Annotated in this window: 21 protein-coding genes; 8 read left to right on the top strand and 13 right to left on the bottom strand. The window is 61.1% G+C overall.

Translation table 11 applies throughout. The annotated features are described in order from the left end of the window. On the bottom strand, positions 1-1,215 hold the full coding sequence (locus H8S55_RS01570; protein WP_147560721.1) for an aconitase X catalytic domain-containing protein: 1,215 nt from the start codon (positions 1,213-1,215) through the stop codon (positions 1-3). Positions 1,216-1,274: 59 nt separating this feature from the next. After that, the gene (locus H8S55_RS01575; protein ID WP_147560723.1) at positions 1,275-2,519 is read right to left on the bottom strand and encodes a nickel pincer cofactor-dependent isomerase, group 22; all 1,245 of its coding nucleotides are present in this window, start codon (positions 2,517-2,519) and stop codon (positions 1,275-1,277) included. Positions 2,520-2,846: 327 nt separating this feature from the next. On the opposite strand from H8S55_RS01575, the gene H8S55_RS01580 reads away from it, so the two are divergent. Next, complete coding sequence (locus H8S55_RS01580; protein WP_186877518.1) at positions 2,847-3,041, top strand: hypothetical protein; 195 nt, start codon at positions 2,847-2,849, stop codon at positions 3,039-3,041. Here H8S55_RS01580 and H8S55_RS01585 read toward each other — a convergent pair. The 3 genes from H8S55_RS01585 to spoVAC all read right to left on the bottom strand — a co-directional run bounded on the left by H8S55_RS01585 (position 3,026) and on the right by spoVAC (position 4,966). Beyond that, a complete protein-coding gene (locus H8S55_RS01585; RefSeq protein WP_186877519.1) occupies positions 3,026-3,340 on the bottom strand; it encodes a rhodanese-like domain-containing protein in 315 nt (104 codons plus the stop codon). The two genes, H8S55_RS01580 and H8S55_RS01585, sit on opposite strands and share 16 nt — an antisense overlap. A 13-nt stretch (positions 3,341-3,353) precedes the next feature. After that, on the bottom strand, positions 3,354-4,220 hold the full coding sequence (locus tag H8S55_RS01590) for a tRNA 2-thiocytidine biosynthesis TtcA family protein (protein WP_186877520.1): 867 nt from the start codon (positions 4,218-4,220) through the stop codon (positions 3,354-3,356). A 308-nt stretch (positions 4,221-4,528) separates the two neighbouring features. After that, positions 4,529-4,966, bottom strand: a complete 438-nt coding sequence (gene spoVAC, locus H8S55_RS01595) for a stage V sporulation protein AC (RefSeq protein WP_186877521.1) — start codon at positions 4,964-4,966, stop codon at positions 4,529-4,531. Positions 4,967-5,048: 82 nt separating this feature from the next. Between spoVAC and H8S55_RS01600 the strand changes: the two genes are divergently transcribed. Both H8S55_RS01600 and H8S55_RS01605 read left to right on the top strand, forming a co-directional pair. Further along, positions 5,049-5,600, top strand: coding sequence for a 4'-phosphopantetheinyl transferase family protein (locus tag H8S55_RS01600; RefSeq protein ID WP_186877522.1), 552 nt, complete (start codon positions 5,049-5,051; stop codon positions 5,598-5,600). Between the two features lie 74 nt (positions 5,601-5,674). Further along, positions 5,675-6,295 (top strand): flavodoxin family protein, encoded by a 621-nt coding sequence (locus tag H8S55_RS01605; protein WP_186877523.1) that lies wholly within the window; start codon positions 5,675-5,677, stop codon positions 6,293-6,295. 56 nt (positions 6,296-6,351) lie between these two features. Here H8S55_RS01605 and H8S55_RS01610 read toward each other — a convergent pair whose 3' ends face one another. The 6 genes from H8S55_RS01610 to H8S55_RS01635 form a co-directional block, all read right to left on the bottom strand. Further along, positions 6,352-6,774 (bottom strand): hypothetical protein, encoded by a 423-nt coding sequence (locus H8S55_RS01610; RefSeq protein ID WP_186877524.1) that lies wholly within the window; start codon positions 6,772-6,774, stop codon positions 6,352-6,354. 180 nt (positions 6,775-6,954) lie between these two features. After that, positions 6,955-7,665 (bottom strand): ABC transporter ATP-binding protein, encoded by a 711-nt coding sequence (locus H8S55_RS01615; RefSeq protein WP_186877525.1) that lies wholly within the window; start codon positions 7,663-7,665, stop codon positions 6,955-6,957. Next, positions 7,662-8,444, bottom strand: coding sequence for an ABC transporter ATP-binding protein (locus H8S55_RS01620; protein WP_436233133.1), 783 nt, complete (start codon positions 8,442-8,444; stop codon positions 7,662-7,664). Before H8S55_RS01620 ends, H8S55_RS01615 begins: the two co-directional genes overlap by 4 nt. Before the next feature lie 70 nt (positions 8,445-8,514). After that, entirely contained in the window at positions 8,515-9,597 is a 1,083-nt protein-coding gene (locus tag H8S55_RS01625) for a branched-chain amino acid ABC transporter permease (RefSeq protein ID WP_147561782.1), read from the bottom strand. A 10-nt stretch (positions 9,598-9,607) separates the two neighbouring features. Continuing rightward, positions 9,608-10,498 carry a branched-chain amino acid ABC transporter permease gene (locus H8S55_RS01630; RefSeq protein WP_186877526.1) on the bottom strand — a complete coding sequence of 297 codons (891 nt, stop codon included), beginning with the start codon at positions 10,496-10,498 and terminating at the stop codon, positions 9,608-9,610. A 179-nt stretch (positions 10,499-10,677) separates the two neighbouring features. Continuing rightward, positions 10,678-11,874, bottom strand: a complete 1,197-nt coding sequence (locus H8S55_RS01635) for an ABC transporter substrate-binding protein (RefSeq protein WP_186877527.1) — start codon at positions 11,872-11,874, stop codon at positions 10,678-10,680. Positions 11,875-12,169: 295 nt separating this feature from the next. On the opposite strand from H8S55_RS01635, the gene H8S55_RS01640 reads away from it, so the two are divergent. From H8S55_RS01640 to H8S55_RS01660, 5 genes are all read left to right on the top strand, one after another. Beyond that, positions 12,170-12,397 carry a hypothetical protein gene (locus tag H8S55_RS01640; protein WP_186877528.1) on the top strand — a complete coding sequence of 76 codons (228 nt, stop codon included), beginning with the start codon at positions 12,170-12,172 and terminating at the stop codon, positions 12,395-12,397. Between the two features lie 189 nt (positions 12,398-12,586). After that, positions 12,587-13,204 (top strand): TetR/AcrR family transcriptional regulator, encoded by a 618-nt coding sequence (locus tag H8S55_RS01645; protein ID WP_186877529.1) that lies wholly within the window; start codon positions 12,587-12,589, stop codon positions 13,202-13,204. A gap of 34 nt (positions 13,205-13,238) precedes the next feature. After that, positions 13,239-14,639, top strand: coding sequence for a TolC family protein (locus H8S55_RS01650; RefSeq protein WP_186877530.1), 1,401 nt, complete (start codon positions 13,239-13,241; stop codon positions 14,637-14,639). Positions 14,640-14,661: 22 nt separating this feature from the next. Then, the gene (locus H8S55_RS01655; protein WP_186877531.1) at positions 14,662-15,837 is read left to right on the top strand and encodes an efflux RND transporter periplasmic adaptor subunit; all 1,176 of its coding nucleotides are present in this window, start codon (positions 14,662-14,664) and stop codon (positions 15,835-15,837) included. A 6-nt stretch (positions 15,838-15,843) separates the two neighbouring features. Further along, on the top strand, positions 15,844-18,963 hold the full coding sequence (locus H8S55_RS01660; protein WP_186877532.1) for an efflux RND transporter permease subunit: 3,120 nt from the start codon (positions 15,844-15,846) through the stop codon (positions 18,961-18,963). 81 nt (positions 18,964-19,044) lie between these two features. On the opposite strand, the gene H8S55_RS01665 is transcribed toward H8S55_RS01660, so the two are convergent. Both H8S55_RS01665 and rplT read right to left on the bottom strand, forming a co-directional pair. Further along, positions 19,045-19,542, bottom strand: a complete 498-nt coding sequence (locus tag H8S55_RS01665; RefSeq protein WP_186877533.1) for a DUF4352 domain-containing protein — start codon at positions 19,540-19,542, stop codon at positions 19,045-19,047. A 90-nt stretch (positions 19,543-19,632) separates the two neighbouring features. Next, positions 19,633-19,989: a 50S ribosomal protein L20 gene (rplT, locus tag H8S55_RS01670; protein ID WP_186877534.1), complete on the bottom strand. Its 357-nt coding sequence runs from the start codon at positions 19,987-19,989 to the stop codon at positions 19,633-19,635. Positions 19,990-19,994 lie beyond the last annotated feature (5 nt).

Genomic DNA, 19,994 nt, shown 5'->3' on the forward strand with positions numbered 1-19,994 from the left:
TTACTTTACCTCCCCAGTCAGAGCGGCCTGAATGCAGGTGTCCAGGTCACGGATGATGAAGTGAATGCCACGGCGGCGGGGATAATAGGCGCACTTGGGGGACTCGGTGATGCCCACCTTGCCCTTGAGATAGTGCCAGCAGGGCTGGTCGGGGCAGCTGTCGGCGATGATCTCGGCACCGGCCTCGGCCAGCACGTCGGCGATGCCCATACGCTGGGCCATCTGCAGCGCATGGCTGGAGACCAGGATGTACATGGGGATGGCCAGCTTCTTGCCCTTCACGCCCTCGGCGATGTGCTGGGCCTCCTCCAGGGTGAAGTGGGGGCAGCCGAACATAGCAAAGTCCACCTTATCATTGTCCCGCTTGTCACTGAAGGTAGCCTCCACGTTCTGCAGGTCCTCGTTGGTGATGACCACCTCGTACTTGGGCTTCTTGCCGCCCAGAGCAACCTCCACGGTGGGAGCCTCGGGGGTGCAGCCTACGATGTGGTACATGCCGTAAGCGCCGGAGGTGTTCAGCTGAGCGCCCAGGTTGCGCAGGGCCTCGGCGGAGATGGTGTGGGGCAGGCCGGTAAAGACGGGGATGCCCTCGCCGATCTTGTCGCCCATCATGCCCAGCAGGTGGTACTCATAGGGGGTCTTCATGTCGGCTTCCACCCGGACCAGGATGTCGCCCTTGCGGTTTTCGTCCAGCAGCAGGCCATACTCGGGCACATAGCCGGTGATGGCGGCGCACAGGGCACTGTTGGCGCTCTCACGGTTGGAGCGAGCGCCCCACACGGAGTTCACATAGGGGGTGGCGCTGGACTCGGAGAAGGCGCACACCTCGCCGAAGTTGGGCACGTTGGTGGCGATGTAGGGGGTGCAGTTGTAAGACAGCACCGCACCCAGGGCCCGATAGGCGTTGTCCGTGCGGATCATGTGGGCGATGTCCTCGGCATCGGCGGGGTGGCCGCAGGCACCGGTGAAGTGACCGGTGCAGAAGCCGGGGTTCACGGTGGGGGCCACCTTGCAGTGGGCACCCGCCTTCACCAGCTTCTCGGCAAACCACAGGTCGCCGTCCTGGTTGCTCAGGGCAACGTGGGCCCGCTTGATGGGCACCATGCGCTGGGCATCAAACGCCTCGCCCAGGGCAAACTGGATCTTCATGGCGTAGGCCGCGCCCTCGCCCAGGTCACCGTTCAGCATGGCCTTTTGTTCATCGTTCAGGATCATGTCGTTTCCTCCCTTTAAATTGCATACATATTTCAGAGCTTATGGCTGGTTTCGTTTTTTCAGTCCTCCGGTCCGTCCACCAGGGTCAGCCGGGGGTCGGCCTCCACATCGGGCAGCAGAGCCCGGGAGACCTGGATATATTTCAGATGCAGGGTGTTCTGGATGCGGATGATCTTGGGGTCGTCCCGGTCAATGCCCCGGCAGCATTTCAGCGCCACCCGGATGGCCGTGGCCTCGTCCTCCACGGTGCAGGGGATGTTGGCATCTCCCAGACAGTTGCAGGCGATGGCGTTGGCGTACATGGCCTCCAGGTCCAGATGCTCGGCCACCTGCTTGGTGATCACGTCGAATAGGCCCACGCCGATGCCGTTTCCGTGGCTGGCGGCGGTGACGCTGTTGAGCACCAAGCGCTGATACTTGGGAATATGCAGGACAAAGGTTTTTAGAACCGAGCTGCGGCCCAGAATATTGGGGTCGAAGCCCGCACCGGAAACATCCTTTCCGATCTCCTGGCAGACGATCACATCCGCCTGGGGCAGCATGATGCAGGGCATGTTGGCCTTGGCCTCCTGGACCAGCTCCTTCTCCTTCTCGATCCAGCCCTTGGCGGGGACGGCCTCGATGCGGCGGGTCTTGTCATAGGCGTTTTCCAGAATGGCCACGCCAAAGCCGATGGGGGCCTTCTCCAGGATGATCCCGGCGGTCTCCTCCAGCATGGCGGCAAAGTGGTCCGAGTCCTCCTCGTGGGCGGCGGAGCAGCCCTTGTGGTTGCCCAGACCGATGACCAGCATCTTGCACAGGCCGCTCTGCAGGGGACCCACAAAGTCGGTGTGCAGCTTCACCCGGTTGATGGGGACGATCAGATCGGCCTCGTAGGCCGCCCGGTCAAACCAGATGGGCCGTCCGTTGGCCGCATGGCCCAGCAGCACGGTGTCCACCGTGGTGACCACGGGGATGCCCAGCTTCTCCTCGGTGATGCCATAGCCGGAGAGCACCTCCCGCTGGCCCTCCTCCGTGCCGCCGCCGTGGCTGCCCATGGCGGAGACGATGAAGGGCTTGGCCCCCAGGGCCTTCAGACACTCCACCGTGGTGTGGACCACGGGGAACAGGTCCCGGATGCCCCGGCTGCCCACAGCCACAGCCACGCGGGCTCCCGGCTTTACCAGACCGGCCACCTCGGGCCGGGCCAGCTGCTCCTTCACCGCACCCACCACATCGGTGAGCACCTCGTCGTTGAACTGCTGTCTAACCCAATACATGGGGGGCAGGGGCCGTTCCAGGTCCTCTTGCAGCAGGATCGGCATTTGCAGTTCCTCCTTTAAAATAATATAGCGAAAGCAATGTATCAATATGCAGTTATGCAAGCTTCATCCACGCTGTATACAGGATCTGCTGAAAAAGAACCGCTCCCGTCAAGAAGCGCTGTTTTCTTTGTGTATTCCCCAGGTATTCGTCCTGTATACAGCCGATTTAAAAAATAAAATAAAAAGCACGATGCCTTTTATTTTTTGTCGCACAACTGCCGTTTCAATTTAAACTTATTATAAAGCCCAGAACCCCGTCTGTCAATATGAATCAGACTGTTTTTTCAAAAGTACCGAAGGGCCAGCATTTTAACGAAGGGCCGGTTTGTGGATAAAATCACCGATATTCCGCCATTTTATCATCAAATCATCGTGCTAAAGTGGATATTTTTCTGCATAGAAAGCGTTTTTAAACGTACCTTTAGAGAAATTTTCGGCAAAAAGCCCCCGCTGTTCGGAGGCAATTCCGATCAGCAGGGGCGCATCATCATTGCGGAAAGGCTCGTTTACACCATCCCATAGGGCCAGCCGACTAAGCTGCCCAGATCGTAGACCCGGGTGTAGCCCATCTGGACCAGCTTTTCGGCGGCCTGGCGGCTGCGGATGCCGCTGCGGCAATAGACCAGGGCGGGGCTGTCTTTTCCGGGGATGACCTCCGCCGCCGTGGCAGGCCCCAGGGTGCTCAGGGGCAGCAGCTCAGCCTCCATGGGGTGGCCGGTGATGAACTCCTCCTCCTCCCGCACGTCCAGCAGCACGCTGTCCGCTTCCCGGTCCAGGATGTCCCGGGCCTGCTGAAAATCGATGTCCTGATAGCCGCTCATGCTTCTCTCTCCTTTATTCCTCGCCCTCGGATTCCTCCACCGGGGGCTTTTCGTCATAGCCCTCCAGGAAGGAGTGCAGCTCCCCGTGGGTCTTATAGCCGATCATGGTGTCCAGGCTGACGGCGTGGATGCTGTTGAAGATGCTCTTTTCAATGTCGGGGTTGTCCTGTTTCAGCCGCCGCAGCAGCTCCTTCACCTCCTGGCGCTTAGAGCCGCCGCCGCTGGCGGCGCAGCTCTCTGTGAAGCGGCAGGCGCACTGGATAAACTCCAGGTCGTTATACCGCCGCCAGGCGATGACGCTGTCCTCGTGGATGCAGTACATGGGCCGGATGAGCTCCATGCCGGAAAAGTTGGTGCTGTGCAGCTTGGGCGGCATGGCCTGGAGCTGAGAGCCGAAGAACATGCCCAGCACCGTGGTCTCGATCACATCGTTAAAGTGGTGGCCCAGGGCGATCTTGTTGCAGCCCAGCTCCCTGGCCTTGCTGTACAGGTGGCCCCGGCGCATCCGGGCGCACAGATAGCAGGGGGACTTTTCGGTACTGTTTGCCACCTGGAAAATATCGGTCTCGAAGATGGTGACGGGGATCTCCAGCAGGGCGGCGTTGCTCTCGATCTTACGGCGGTTGACCTCGTTATACCCCGGGTCCATCACCAGAAAGCGCACCTCAAAGGGAAAGTCGCTGAACCGCTGCAGCAGCTGCATCAGCTTGGCCATGAGCATGGAGTCTTTCCCCCCGGAGATGCACACGGCGATCTTGTCCCCGGGCCGGATGAGCTGATAGCGCCGGATGGCATGGGTAAAGGGCCTCCAGAGCTCCTTGCGATATGTTTTCAGAATGCTTTGCTCGATGCGCTGGCACCGGGTCAATTCACGGCTCATTTGTGCTCCTCCTCTGCACCCCGCCGGACATCCGGCGGTATCGTTCCGGTCGATCATAGAATGGCTCCCGCAAAAATCCGAAAACCCGCAGAAAAGCAGGGAATATCCAGTGTTTCCGGGGTACAGCGGTTATTCTATCACGGTGGACAGCAGCGTGTCAACTTTGCGTCCACCCGCTCTCCGCACAGCACAAGCGGGCGCTGATGTTCTTCCCATCAGCGCCCGCTTTTCTTCTATGCTCCAGCTCTCTTCCTGGAACAGAAGGGACTGCTGGCGTGATCGCAAGCTTGCACTTTTCCGCATTTCCATTATAATAAAAAATAATATACCAGCCCATATACCACGCTGGCGCTGATGCCGAAGACCAGCACTGGGCCGGCTACGGTGAACAGCTTGGCCGCCGTGCCCGCCACCAGACCCTCGGTCTTGAACTCCAATGCCGGGGAGACCATGGCGTTGGCAAAGCCGGTGATGGGCACCAGGGTCCCCGCCCCCGCCCGCTTGGCCAGCTTGTCAAACCAGCCCAGGCCGGTAAGCAGGGCCGCCGCCCCGATGAGGGTGACTGATACGGCCGTGCCCGCCATGTCCTGGTCCAGCCCCAGGCGCCGGTAAAATCCCAACAGATACTGCCCCAGGGCGCAGATGGCCCCGCCCACCAAAAAGGCCCAGGCCATATCCCGGCCCAGAGGGGACTTTTGGGCCCGCTGCCTGACAAGGGCAGCATACTCTTCCTTTGTGATGTTCACCGCAGAAGCCTGCCTTTCATCATTTTCAACTAGTTTTCCACCGCCGGCGGCATTTATGTGGAAAATTTTCAGGAGGGTGCTTATGATCCTGTACGGCGCAGACGGCCTGACCCGCCGGGACCAGGCCCACCGGCTGCTGACCCTGGCGGCGGCGGAGCACTGGGACCTCTCCCCCCTGCCCGCCGCAGAGCGGGCCGAATTCGGAAAGCCCTTCTTCCCCGACCTGCCGGAGCGGCAGTTCAACCTGAGCCACAGCGGTCCCTATGCCCTGTGCGCCCTGGACAGCCGCCCCGTCGGGGTGGACATTCAGATCATCGGCCCCCACCGCCCCCGCATTCTCCAGCGGGTATGCTCCCCGGCGGAGCGGGACTGGCTGGAAACGCAGCCCGACCTGTGGACCGCCTTCGCCCAGCTTTGGGCCCTGAAAGAGAGCCGGGCCAAGTACACCGGCGCAGGGCTCACCTCCCCCATCGCCGAAATCAAGGTCCCCCTGCCCGCCCCCGGGGTGCTGGCGCTGGACGGGCTGTGCTTTCGCATCTACTCCGGCCCCGGCTGGCGAGCCGCCGTCTGCGGGGAGAGTCCACCGCCGGAGGGGATTTTGTGGAGAGCCCTTCAGGCCCCCCGGTTCCCTTGAAACTCCCCGGCTCCCATGCTAGAATGGTCTGGAGGAGCGCAGGGAGTTTAACTCCCCAGAAAGGGGTATCGAACATGAACGTATTACTGCTAAACGGCAGTCCCCGGCCCCACGGGAACACCGCCATCGCCTTGGACGAGATGGTCCGGGTGTTTCAGTCCGAGGGGGTGGAGACCGAAGTCGTCCAGGTGGGCCATCTGTCCGTGCGGGGCTGCATCGCCTGTAACCGGTGCGCCGAGACAGGCCGGTGCGTCTTTGACGACGTGGTCAACCAGCTGGCCCCCAAGCTTGAGCAGGCCGACGGCCTGGTGGTGGCAAGCCCCGTGTACTATGCCTCCGCCAACGCCACCCTCATCGCCGTGCTGGACCGGCTGTTCTACAGCACCCAGTTTGAAAAGACCATGAAGGTGGGGGCCAGCGTGGTGTGCGCCCGCCGGGGCGGCTGCTCTGCCACCTTTGACCAGCTGAACAAGTTTTTCACCATCACCAACATGCCCATCGCCTCCAGCCAATATTGGAACTCCATCCACGGCCGTGCCCCCGGCGACGCCGACCGGGACGAGGAGGGCAAGCAGACCATGCGCACCCTGGCCCGGAACATGACCTTCCTCATGCGCAGCATCGCCCTGGGCAAGGAAAAATATGGTCTCCCCCAGCTCGAACCCCGGTGGGTCCCCACTTCATCCGGTAAGTAAAACAAAAAACACGCTGTCCCCCGGGAGCTTGGCCCTGGGGAGACAGCGCATTTCTTTTATGCATTGATAACGTGATCCAGCAGCACGGCAACGAAAAAAGCGATCTGCACGAACGCATAGGGTGAGACGATTTTATACTCCCGTTTTCTCCAGATCACCCCAAGGCTGATGATGGGAAAAAGGGCAAACGTGCCCAGGAGCAGTTCTGTCGGCAACCGGACTTCCATGGCTGCCAGCAGGCTCCACAGGCAGAAGACTGTTGCCGTGACCCAGAAGTATTGGAGATAGGCCAGGGGGTATTCTGCGTTCAGCTCCGGTTTTTTGAACCGCACCTCGGAGACATATCCCAAAATCACTGCCCCAAGGGCGGTGCGGATGACCCCGGTGAAGAGGAGATCGCTGACGGCTGTGATCGTGAACGTGAAGAGCAGTATCACGCCCAGCACCTGATAGGTCCTGTCCTGAAATTCCTTTTTCATGGCCGCTCCTTTCCTGGTCTGTGCCTGTTCTTCTGTCTGTATTCTATCAGTTTTCCCGTTGGTTTCAAAGTGTTTTTCTAAATTTAAACCTTTCCTAAAACTTTTTTGGCTTTTGCATAAAAAGGCAGACCCACGGGAATTTCCGCAGGTCTGCCTTTTATCTTGTCATTTTGTCCGCTTTCAGCCGCCCAGATAGGCCTTCTTCACGGCCTCGTCCTCCAGCAGCTCGGCTCCGGTGCCGGTGGCCACGATCTTGCCGGTCTCCAGCACGTAGCCCCGGTGGGCCACGGACAGGGCCATGTTGGCGTTCTGCTCCACCAGCAGGATGGTGGTGCCGTGCTGGTTCAGCTCCCGCACGATGTCAAAGATCTGCTCCACCAGGATGGGGGCCAGGCCCATGGAGGGCTCGTCCAGCATGAGCAGGCTGGGCTTGGACATCAGCGCCCGGCCCATGGCCAGCATCTGCTGCTCGCCGCCGGACAGGGTGCCGGCGATCTGGCTCTGCCGCTCCTTCAGGCGTGGGAAGCGCTGATACACGTCGGCGATACTCTCGTCATATTCGCTGGCGGGGCGGGTGAACGCGCCCATCTGCAGATTCTCCTCCACCGTCATCTGCAGGAAAATCTGCCGTCCCTCCGGGACCAGGGCCAGGCCCATGGGTACGATCTTGTGGGCGGGGATGCCCCCCAGGTCCTTGCCCATAAACTGGACGGAGCCGGTGCGGGAGGACAGCAGTCCTGCCACCGTTTTCAGAATGGTGGACTTGCCTGCGCCGTTGGCCCCGATGAGGGTGACCACTTCCCCCTCGTTGACCTCAAAGGAGACGCCCTTGATGGCATGGATGGCCCCGTAATAGACGTTGATGTCGTCTACCTTTAAGATAGTATTCATCCCTTGCTGCCCTCCTTCTTCTGGCTGCCCAGATAGGCCTCGATGACCTTGGGATTGGCCTGTATCTCCTCGGCGGTACCCTTGGCAATGATCTGGCCGAAGTTCAGCACACAGATGCCCTCGCAGATGCCCATGACCAGGTTCATGTCGTGCTCGATGAGCATGATGGCGATGTGGAAGGTGTCACGGATCTTGACGATGTTCTCCATCAGCTCCGCCGTCTCAGAGGGGTTCATGCCGGCGGCGGGCTCGTCCAGCAGCAGCAGGCTTGGGTTGGTGGCCAGGGCCCGGACGATCTCCAGGCGGCGCTGAGCGCCATAGGGCAGGGAGCCCGCCTCGTGGCCCGCCAGGTCCTGCATGTCGAAAATGGACAGCAGCTCCATGGCGCTCTCGTGGGCCAGCTTCTCCTGCTTCCAGAATTTCGGCAGGCGGAACACGCCGTCCCACATGGGATAGCGCACCTGGTTGTGCAGGCCGATCTTCACGTTGTCCTCCACGGACAGGTTGTTGAACAGGCGGATATTCTGGAAGGTACGGGCGATGCCCGCCCGGTTGGCCTGGGCGATAGACATGCCGTGGGTGTCCTTGCCGTTTAACAGGATGGTACCCCGGGTGGGCTGGTACACCTTGGTCAGCAGGTTAAACACGGTGGTCTTACCCGCGCCGTTGGGGCCGATGAGGCCGGCGATCTCCGTCTGGCCCACGGTGAGGTTGAACTCGTTCACGGCGGTCAGGCCGCCGAAGTCGATGCCCAGGTGCTGGCACTCCAGCACCGGCATCTTGCCCAGGTCCCGCTCCGGCACGATGGAGTGGCTGGGCACGGGGACCATTTTTCCTTTTTCAAATTTCTTAGCCACGGTCACCCACTCCCTTCTCCGGGGCGGAGCGGACCAGCTTGCGCCGCAGCCCCGCGAAGAACTCCTTGGAATTTTCGTTGTTGGTGGCGATCATCACCAGGATAAGGACGATAGCGTACACCAGCATCCGGTATTTGTCCAGACCCAGGTTGCGCAGGAATTCCGGCAGGACCGTGAGGAAGGCCGCTGCGATGACCGAGCCCCGGATGTTGCCCAGTCCGCCCAGAACCACAAAGACCAGCACCAGGATGGAGGCGTTGAAGTCGAACTTCTTAGCGGCCACAGAGGAGTAGTTCATGGCGTAAAGCGCACCGGCGGCACCGGCCAGCACGGCGGAGGTGACAAAGGCCATCAGCTTATACTTGGTGGCGCTGATGCCCACGCTCTCGGCGGCGATGCGGTTGTCCCGCATGGCCATGATAGCCCGGCCGGCCCGGCTGTGGACCAGATTGAGCACCACAAACAGGGACACAAGCACCAGGACTGTGCCAACCGTAAAGGTGGACAGCTTCACATTGGCCGTGGCCCCCATGGGGCCCTGAAGAATGGAGATGCCCCCTTCCCCCAGGTGCAGGGCGGCCTCGTTGGTGATGGAGAAGTGCAGCCCCTCGGCATCCACGCCCACATACAGGATATTAAAGATATTCTTGATGATCTCGCCAAAGGCCAGGGTGACGATGGCCAGATAGTCGCCCTGCAGACGCAGCACGGGCACGCCCACGATCACGCCGGCGACACCGGCGCACACTGCGCCCACCAGCATGGCCACTGCCAACCGGGCGATGCCGTTGGGGATGGCCTGCTGCAGGGACATGGCGGCCACAATGCCCGAGAAGGCACCCACGCTCATAAAGCCCGCGTGGCCCAAGGACAGTTCCCCGGAGAAGCCCACCACCAGGTTCAAGGACACGGCCATGGTGACATAGGCGCAGATGGGCACCAACTGCCCGGCGATGGAGGGGGAGACCATCCCCGCCCCGTTCAGGACCTGGATGATGACGTAAAAGGCGATGACGATGCCGTAAGTGACGAATTTTCCCGCCAGCTTTCTCTTGGCGGATGCGGTCTGTTTCATCTCTGCCACCTCAAACTTTCTCTCGGACCACCTTGCCCAAAAGGCCGGTGGGCTTGACCAGCAGCACCACGATCAGCACCAGGAAGACCACGGCGTCAGAGATATTGGTGTTGAACGCCTTGGCAAAGATCTCGATGATGCCCAGCAGAATGCCGCCCAGCAGGGCCCCGGGGATGGAGCCGATGCCGCCGAACACGGCGGCGGTGAACGCCTTGATGCCGGGCAGAGAGCCGGTGGTGGGCATCAGATTGGGATAGCTGGAGCAGAACAGCACGCCGGCCACCGCCGCCAGGGCGGAGCCGATGGCAAAGGTCATGGAGATGGTGGTGTTCACGTCGATGCCCATCAGCTGGGCAGCGGACTTATCCTCAGAGCAGGCCCGCATGGCCTTGCCCATCTTGGTGTTGCCGGTAAACCAGGTCAGGCCCAGCATCACCACCACGCACACCACCACAGTGAGCAGGGCGGCATAGGTCACGGTGATCTGTCCCCCCAGCAGCTTGACCGAGTTGGTGCCCACCACAGAGGTGAAGGACTTTGGGTTGGAGGTCCACAGCAGCAGGGCGCTGTTCTGCAGGAAATAGCTCACGCCGATGGCGGTGATCAGCACAGCCAGAGACGGAGCCTGGCGCAGCGGCTTATAGGCCAGCCGCTCGATGACCACGCCCAGCACAGTGCACACCGCCATGGCCAGCAGCGTTCCGGCCACGGCCCCCACCAGCAGAGAGCTGCTCATCTTGCTCATGGTGAAAAAGCAGATATAAGCGCCCACCATGATGATGTCGCCGTGGGCGAAGTTCAGCATCTTGGCAATGCCATAGACCATGGTATAGCCCAGGGCGATGATGGCATATACGCTGCCCAGGCTGATGCCGTTTATCAGGTTGTTGAGGATACTCAAACCACTCACCTCTCTCTTTTCTTGCCGGGGTGCGGCCCCGGGAACGGGTGCGGCCCATAGCGAAAACCTCGGCGGCAGATACCGGTCCCGCCGACGTTTTCGCCATGGGAAAATGCGGCCAGGAGAGGGCCGCCAGTTGGGGCGGTCCTCTCCTGAGATGGATGAACTAAGGATGGCCGTTACTGGGTCACATACTTGCCGGACTCGACCTTGACCACCACGGGGTCCTTAGAGACCTCGCCGTTGGTCTGCCAGTGCATGCCGGAGCCGGTCAGGCCGTCCACGGCGAAGGAGCCGTCGGTAAACACCTTGGTCAGCTTCTCGCACACCTCCTGGGGGCCCATGTCGGCGGTGACACCGGCCTGCTGGCAGGCCTGATAGATGGCATAGATACAGTCATAGCCGTCAGCGGCGAACTGGTTGGGGATGCCGCCGGCCAGCGCCTGATACTCACTGACGAACTTCACGGTGCGCTCGTCCTCGCCCCAGGCATTGAAGGGGGTCATCAGCATCAGGCCCTCGGCCAGGCTGGCATCGAAGCCCTCCAGGTCCAGGATGCCGTCCATGCCGTCGCAGCCGAAGAAGGTGGGCTCATAGCCCATGGTCTTGGCCTGGTTCAGGATCAGGGAGGCGGGGGTGTAGTAGATGGGCATGAACACCAGGTCGGCACCGGCCTTCTGGGCCTCGCCCAGCTGCACGGTAAAGTCGGCATTGGTGTCGTCGGGGAAGGTGCTGGCGGAGACGACCTCCAGGCCGATCTCCTGGGCCTCCGCCTGGAAGGCGTTGAAGATGCCGGTGGAGTACGGATCGCCGTTGTTGTAGATGGCAGCGACCTTGGTGCCCAGGTTGTGCTCCTTGATGTAGTTGGCCGCGGCCTTGCCCTGGTTGGGGTCGGTGAAGCAGGCCTGGAACACGTTGTCGCGGCCCTCAGTCACCTTGGTGGAGGAGGCGGAGGGGGTCAGCTGGAAGATGCGGTCGTTAAAGGTCTCGGCGGCCACGGCCACGCAGGGGGTGGTGGTGGTGGTGCCGTACAGCACCTGCATCCCCTTGCCCTTCAGGTTGTTATAGGCGTTGACGGCCTTCTCGGCATCGCCCTCGTCATCCTGAAAGTCCAGGGCAAACTGCAGGCCGCCCAGGGCGTTGATCTCATCCACGGCGACCTGAGCGCCCGTCTTGGTGGCGATGCCGTACACGGCGGCAGAGCCGGTCAGGGGGCCGATACCGCCGATCTTGATGACGCTGCTCTGATCGGCAGAGCCGTTGGAAGCGGAGCCGGCGTTAGAGGCGGCGCTGTCAGAACCGTTGCTGCCGCCGCAGCCAGCCAGCAGGCTGACGCTCAGGGCGCCGGCCAGAAGCATGGCAAGATACTTTTTCATTTTGATAACCTCCTAAGGACCCTATATAGAATAGGAATATCCACTCCGCCCGGCGGCCCGTTCCGCCGGGGGCCGTCCTGTCCGGCCCTGGATTTGTCGCTCATTATAGGTTCCAGAAAAACAAATGTCAATCGTAAAAGTACACAAGCTGTTTTTTCCCCAGTCTGTTCTCTCTGCAAAAATGCGACAGGAAAGTTGTCTCTTGTTGAAAAATTGTCGACTATTTCACAAGTTTTCCTGCGTTTTTTCGCCATTTTTTCACTCCGTTCCCCTCCCCATCTCAGCAGAATATAACATGTATTACAATTCAGCGGTGTTTTATAAAAAGTTTCATGGCTTTTTTTGCCGCTCTCTCGATATTGTGTATTTTGACGGTGCTCTTTCCGTCTTTTTAGATGAAATTGTTGCGGCACACAGATTTTTCCCATTTATTTCCTGCTTGACGTTGTTTTTTTATCGTCAAGGGTGTCATTTCCGTTGGAGCGGCAAGTCTCTGCAGCGGATGGCCTCCCCCGCATTCTAATCCGCAATGGGCCCCGGTCTGTTTCCTCCCTTATATTGCCGGCTCACCTCTCCCCGGCGCTTCCCCCGCAGGGTCCCAAAAAGATTCACATATCCTTAACAGATTGACCGATTGACAGGTGAAAATCTGCCGGGTATAATAAGTGACAGCTTGTCACAATGACAACCTGTCACATTGAGGAGAGAGACGATGCCAAGCAGTACCTTTTTCCGTCTGCCGGAGGAGAAGCGGCAGCGATTGCTGGACGCCGCCTGGGAGGAATTTTCCCGGGTCAGCTTTGCCGATGCGTCCATCAACCAGATCATCCACGCCGCCAACATCTCTCGGGGCAGCTTTTATCAGTACTTCACGGACAAGGAGGACCTGACCGCCTATATGCTGGGGGGGATGCGGCACTATTTTTCCAAGCTGATGTGGAACATCCTGGCCGAGGTGGAGGGCGACCTGTTCCAGGCGGTGGTCATCGCCTTCGAGCGATTTTTAGACCGCAGCGGCATCACCGACCCGGTCCTCGCCAAGCTCATCCACATCATCCAGCTAAACCCCGGTATGGACTTTCACCGCTTTATGTGCAGCGACCGGGAGGTCTCTGAGCAGGAGATATTCCGCCACGTCTCCAATCGGAACTACCGCAGCCAGGACCGGGAGTTTGTGGGGAATGTCTTTTTCCTGACCATCGCCCCCCTGGCCTCTGCCATGATGGAGACCCTGCGTGCCCCGGAGCAGTGGGAACACCAGCGGGCGCTGCTGGAACAGCGGCTGCAAATCATTCGCATGGGCGCTGTGGCCCCGGCGATTTCTGAATAACCGAATTCCAGATCGTGATCTAAGGAGGAATATGATGAAAGATCGTAGAACCATCGCCGCCATTCTGGCCGCCGCCCTCACCCTGACTATGTGCGGCGTGTCCGCCGTGGCAGACGGGGAGGCGGACAGCTCCGCTGCGCCGGACAGCTCTGTGTCCGCCCAGGCCGATCAGGCGGACAGCAGCGCCGCCGTGGGGGGCACCCCCGAGGATGCCTCCTCCGGGGATACCGCCGCCGACAGCAGCCAGGCCGGCAAGGCCGGCGAGGACCAGGCTGCCCAGGATACCCAGGATTCCCAGACCGAGGAGCACCCGGAGCCGGAGATCATCCCCCCCGATGCGGTGGGTACCGTCTCCTTTGCCAACGTGAGCCGCCGCCTGCGGGAGAACAACCTGTCCGTCCTCTCTCTGGAGGAGAACATCAACGCCATCAATGCAATCGACTATGAGAAGATGGGCGACGATGTCCGCAAGAGCCTGAACAGCATCGCCGATGCCCAGTGGTTCATGACCATCAGCGGCAATTCCTTTGCCGCCAAGAGCATGTCCAGCAGCTACGAATCCCTGAAGGACACCTTCGACGACATCCGGGACGGCAAGCTGCAGGAGGACAACGAGGCCGTCATCCGTCAGCTGGAGAACGCCCAGGACCAGGTGGCCATGGCGGGGGAATCCCTTTACATCGCCCTGACCGAGATGGAGCTGAACGGTCAGACCCTGTCCCGCTCCATCACCGCCCTGGACCGCACCATCAAAGAGCTGGACCTGCGCTATGACCTGGGCCAGATCTCCGCCCTGACTCTGGAGCAGACCAAGGCCGGCCGCACCAGCGCCCTCAGCGGCCAGGAGACCCTGACTATGAACATCGGCACCTATAAGACCCAGCTGGAGCAGATGATCGGCGCAGAGCTCACCGGCAAGATCAAGCTCCAGGGCCTGCCCCAGGTGACGGGTCAGCAGCTGGCCGCCATGGACCTGGACAAGGACCTGGCCGCCGCCAAGGAGGCCAGCTACACCCTCTTTGCCGCCCAGCGCACCCTGGACGACGCCCGGGACGACTTTAAGGACACCGCCGAGGCCAATATGTACAGCACGGGCAAGTATCAGTATGTGGCCGCCCAGCACCAGTGGCAGGCCGCCCAGTATACATACAACGCCGCCGTCCAGAGCTTTGAGACCAGCTTCCGCACCCTGTATCTCCAGGTGAAGGACTATCAGCAGGTGCTCCAGGCCGCTAAAACCGCCCTGGCCACCGAACAGGACAACTTTGCTGCCGCCCAGAAGAAGCACGATCTGGGCAACCTGTCGGACAACGCCCTGGCCGATGCCCAGGACAAGGTGTCTGAGGCCCAGGACAAGGTGGATGGTGCCGCCATCGACCTGTTCTCCGCCTATAACAACTACCGCTGGGCCGTGGACCACGGCATTTTGAACTGAGACTCAGGAGGAACCACACATTATGAATCAAAAACGCATCCTGTCCCTGGCCCTGGCTGCCGCCATGGCCCTGTCCCTCACCGCCTGCGGCAGCAAGAGCGACTCCTCCAGCAGCGCAGACGACACCCCCACTGGCGTGGCCGTCCAGGTCCAGCCCGTCACTGCAGACACCATCTCTACGGAGAACAAGGTCTCCGGCAAGGTCGTCTCTGACAACGAGAGCTCCGTCTTCGTGGCCAGCAGCGCCAAGTGCACCGCCGTGTATGTGGATGCCGGCGACATGGTCTCCGCCGGGCAGAAGCTGTGCACCCTGGACCTGGCCAGCACCATCTCCTCTTACAACGCCGCCAACATCAGCTATAACTCCGCCGTGCAGAGCTATCAGGACCAGAAGAACGTCTTTGACAGCCAGATCGCCCTGTACACCAAAAACGTCAACGATCTCAAGGCTCTGAAGGAGATCGGCGCCGCCTCTCAGACCGAGATCGACCAGGCCCAGCTGCAGCTGGAGTCCGCCCAGGCCACCAAAAACTCCACCCTGTCCCAGCTGGAGGCGGGGATGCAGAGCTATAAGTCCAACGTGGAGCAGCTGTCCACCGTGCTGGAGAACGTGGACGGGGCAGGCAACGTCATCGCCCCCATCTCCGGCACTCTGGTCAGCCTGAATGCCGAGGAGAACGCCTTTGTCTCCCCCTCCATGCCCGTGGCCGTCATCGACGGGGTGGACCAGATGAAGATCAGCGTGTCCGTGTCCGAGGCCCTGGTGCCTAAGCTGACCATCGGCGACAGCGTGGATGTCACCGTCAGCGCCGCCAGCCAGACCTTTACCGGCACCATCCGCTCGGTGGAGCAGGCGGCCAACGCCCAGACCAAGCTGTACACCGTCACCGTGTCCGTGCCCAGCGACGTGTCCGGCCTGCTGTCCGGCATGTTCGCCGACGTGACCTTCCACACCGACACCGCCAGCGGGGCCATCGTGGTACCCACCGAGTCCATCCTCACCAGCGGCTCCACCCAGTATGTCTATGTGGTCCAGGACGACAACACCGCCAAGTACATCGAAGTGACCACCGGCCTCACCGGAAACGGTGTCACCGAGATCACCTCCGGCCTGTCCGCCGGGCAGCAGCTGGTCACCGTGGGCCAGTCCTATCTCAGCGACGGAGCCGCCGTTCGGGTGGTCTCCGGGGAGGACTAAGGCCAGATGAATATTGCAAAGGCGTGTATCAAGCATAAAGTGGCCACCCTGCTGGCCGTTATTATGGTGGTCATCTTCGGCGTGCTGTTCGGCACCCGGCTGCAGATGGCCCTGATGCCCAACATGGAGATGCCCATGGCCGTGGTCATGACCACCTATGTGGGCGCAAACCCCAGCGATATCGAGGAGCTGGTCACCTCGCCCCTGGAGTCGGCCATCATGTCCGTCTCCGGTGTGGACGAGATCACCTCCACCTCCGCCGAAAACGTGAGCACCATCCAGATCACCTATCTGGAGGGCACCGACCTGGACATCGCCGCCACCAAGCTGCGGGAGCAGTTTGACCGGGTAAGCCTGCCGGACGATGCCTCTGACCCCATCATCGTGAACATCAACATCAGCGAGCTGATGCCCACGGCCATGATCGCCCTGGTGGGCGACGACTTGTCCCAGCTGCAGGCCAAGGCCGAGGACGACATCGCCCCCGCCCTGGAGCGCATCGACGGCGTGGCCCAGGTGCAGGTGATGGGCGGCACCGAGCAGCACATCGCCGTGCGCATCGACCCGGCCAAGGCCGCCGGCTTCGGCCTGTCCAACTCCTATATCTCCCAGTTCCTGGCCGGGCAGAACCTGCTCTATCCCGGCGGCGACCTGCAAAACGGCACCCAAAAGCTCACCGTCTCCACCGATGCCAAGTTCCAGTCGGTGGACGACGTGGCCAACACCATCATCGCCCTGCCCGCCGGCGGCACCGTCCGCCTGTCCGAGGTGGCCTCTGTCGCCCTGGAGGACGAGGATTCCACCGCCATCGCCAAGGTGGGGGACACCGGCTGCGTGATGCTGCAGGTGTCCAAGCAGTCCGGGGCCAACGAAATGGCAGCCGCCCAGGCGGTGGAAAAGCGCCTGGAGGAGCTGAAGGCCGACGACCCCACCCTGCAATACACCATCCCCTACTCCGCCCGGGAGTATATCAGCCAGTCGGTAAACGCCGCCTTCAGCAACATCATCCAGGGCGTGGTGCTGGCCGCCATCGTGGTCTTTCTGTTCCTGCGCCGGGGCGGCCCCACCTTCACCATCTGCGTCTCCATGCCTGTTTGTATCCTGTCCGTGTTCGTGCTGATGAACGTGTTTGACCTGACCCTGAACATGATGAGTCTGGGCGGCATCGCCATGGGCGTGGGCATGATCGTGGATAACTCCATCGTGGTACTGGAAAACATCAACCGCTTTGCCCTGGAGGGCCATGACCGGATGAGCGCCTGTGTGGACGGCACCAAGGAGGTCACCTCCTCCGTCATCGCCTCCACCCTGACCACCCTGGCCGTGTTTGTCCCCCTGGGGCTCTCCGGGGGCATCGCCGGCCAGATGTTCCGGGACTTCTGCCTGACCATCGCCTCCCTCATCGGGGCCTCCCTGCTCATCTCCCTGACCCTGGTGCCCCTGCTGTGCTACTTCACTCTCACCGAGGAAAAGGTGGAAAAGCTGCGGGCCAGGGAGGCGGCCAGACAGGCCGCCGGGGTCAAGAAGAACCCCCTGTCCGGCTTCCTCTCCAAGCTGAACGCCGTCTATCTGCGGCTGCTGAACTTCTTCATCCGCCATCTGAAGATCGGGATGCTGGTCTCGGTAGGTCTGGTGGTATTCTTTGCGGCCACCCTGGCCAGCACCAAGATGGTCATGATCCCCGACATGGACCAGGGCAGCGTGTCCGTGTCTATCAGTATGCCCACCGGCTCCTCCCTGGAGGAGTCCACCGCCATCGCCGACCGGGTCACCGCCATCGTCCAGCGGGAGGTACCCGAGCTGGATGAGATGTATTACCTGGCCAGCAATGGTTCCTCTATGATGTCCGCGGGCAACTCGGTCACCATGGGCCTGAATCTGGTGGACAAGTCAGACCGCGACCGCTCCGCCTTTGACATTGTAGATGCCCTGCGCACGGCCCTTCAGGACATCGCCGGGTGCGAGATCACCGTGTCCGCCTCCTCCATGTCCATGGGAAGCACCAGCGGCGACGATATCGATGTGGAGATCCAGGGCGACGACTATGATACCCTGGAGATGATCTCCAACGACCTGGCCCAGCAGATCTCCGCCCTGCCCGACGCCATCAATGTGGAGAGCTCCCTGGCCGACAAGGTGGCCCAGGTGCGGGTGACCATGAAGCGGGAGGCCGCCTCTCAGTATGGGCTCACCGCCGCCACTGTGGGCGCCGCCGTCCGTGCCGAGCTCACCGGTGCCACCGCCACCAAGGTGACCATCAATAACAAGGAGTATGACGTGATGGTCAAGGGCGATGGGGCCTCCTCCGTCAGCCTGGATGCCCTGCGCTCCATGCCCGTCTCCTCCGCCTACGGCGGCACCGTGCCCCTGTCCTCCGTGGCCGATGTCACGGTGGAGCAGGCCTCCCAGAGCATCACCCGCCACAACCAGACCCGCCAGGTGACCATCACCGGCGACACCATCAGTGGCGACAGCGCCGCCATCACCAAGGCCATCAACGAAATTCTGGACCAGTACACCCTGCCCCAGGGCTACACCGCCCAGACCGCCGGTGCCTATGAGGACATGATGGACAGCTTCGGCGACCTGGGGCTGGCCCTGGCCGTGGCCCTGCTGCTGGTCTACTTCGTGCTGGCCGTGCAGTTTGAGTCCTTCGCCATGCCCGTCATGGTCATGCTCATCCTGCCTGTGGCCTTCACCGGGGCGCTGTTCGCCCTGCCCCTCACCGGGCGGGACATGTCCATGATCGCCCTAGTGGCCATCATCATGCTGGCCGGTACGGTGGTCAACGCCTCCATCATCCTGGTGGAGTACATCAAGATCCGCCGCAGCATGGGCGAGGACCGCGAGACGGCCATTCTCCACGCCTGTCCCCTCCGTATCCGGCCCATTATGATGACCACCCTCACCACCGTCCTGGCCATGGTGCCCATGGCCCTGGGCCTGGGGGAAAGCAACGAGATGATGAGCGACATGGGCGTGACCATGATCTCCGGCATGGTGATCTCCACCATCGTCACTCTGGTCTTCACCCCCGTTTACTACTCCGTCATCGACAACCTGAGCCACCTGGGCCGTGGCCGGAAGAAAAAGCAGAAAAACAGCGCCCCCGCCGTCCAGGCGTAACGCCACACAAATACAAAGACAGCAAAAGACCGATGCACAGCCAAATAAACTGTGCATCGGTCTTGTTTTGCCTTATTCTCGTCAGATAGGCAGGTCCACGTCCACGTAATAGGTGTCCCCTTCGGTATAGACGCTGTCGCTGTCCCCCTCGTTGAACAGCTCCTGAAAGACCAGCTTGGCCTGGGTCACACCCTGGGGCACCTCAAACACCAGGCAGCCGGTGCGCTCCTCCCCCTTGACGAGGTCATACTCGTCGGGCAGCTGCTCCTGTCCCTGATACTCGATGGGACAGGTCCCGTCATCCTCGCCGTCGCCCCACCGCAGGACAAAGTCCGCCCAGTTCATGGGCACCGCCTCGGAGAAGGTGCTGTCCAGGGTGAGATAGCACACCGCCAGGCGGTCGCCCTCCTGGGGCTGATAGTCCATCCAGCGGTCGGTAGTCTTTACCTGGTCCACGGTGAACTGAAACCAATAGGTCTCTACCTTGTCCCCCACCTGAAACGCCGTCTGTTTCTCTCCGCCGCAGCCGGGCAGCAGCAGGACCGCCAACAGCAGAACAGCCAGAAATCTCTTTTTCATAAACGCCTCCGTTTTGCGTCAACAGGAAAAACAGAGCCCCGCCCAGGGGGCAGAGCTCTGTTAATAGGCATATGGAGAATGGGCCAAAAATCAGGCCAGGGCCTTCTTGGCGGTCTCGGTCAGCTGGACAAAAGCGGCCTTGTCGTTCACAGCCAGCTCGGCCAGCATCTTGCGGTTGATCATGATGCCGGACTTCTTCAGGCCGTTCATGAAGGTGGAATAGTTCATGCCGTTCAGCTTGCAGGCGGCATTGATCCGGGTGATCCACAGCTGACGGAAGTCACGCTTCTTCAGCTTACGGCCGGTGTAGGCGTAAACGCCGGACTTCATCACGGCCTGGTTGGCCATCTTATAGTGCTTGGACTTGGAACCCCAGTAGCCCTTGGCCAGCTTCAGGATCTTGTTTCTTCTCTTGCGCGTCATCATCGCGCCCTTAACTCTTGCCATTGTTC

Source organism: Flintibacter faecis (assembly GCF_014287875.1).
In the GTDB taxonomy this organism is placed as follows: domain Bacteria; phylum Bacillota; class Clostridia; order Oscillospirales; family Oscillospiraceae; genus Lawsonibacter; species Lawsonibacter faecis_A.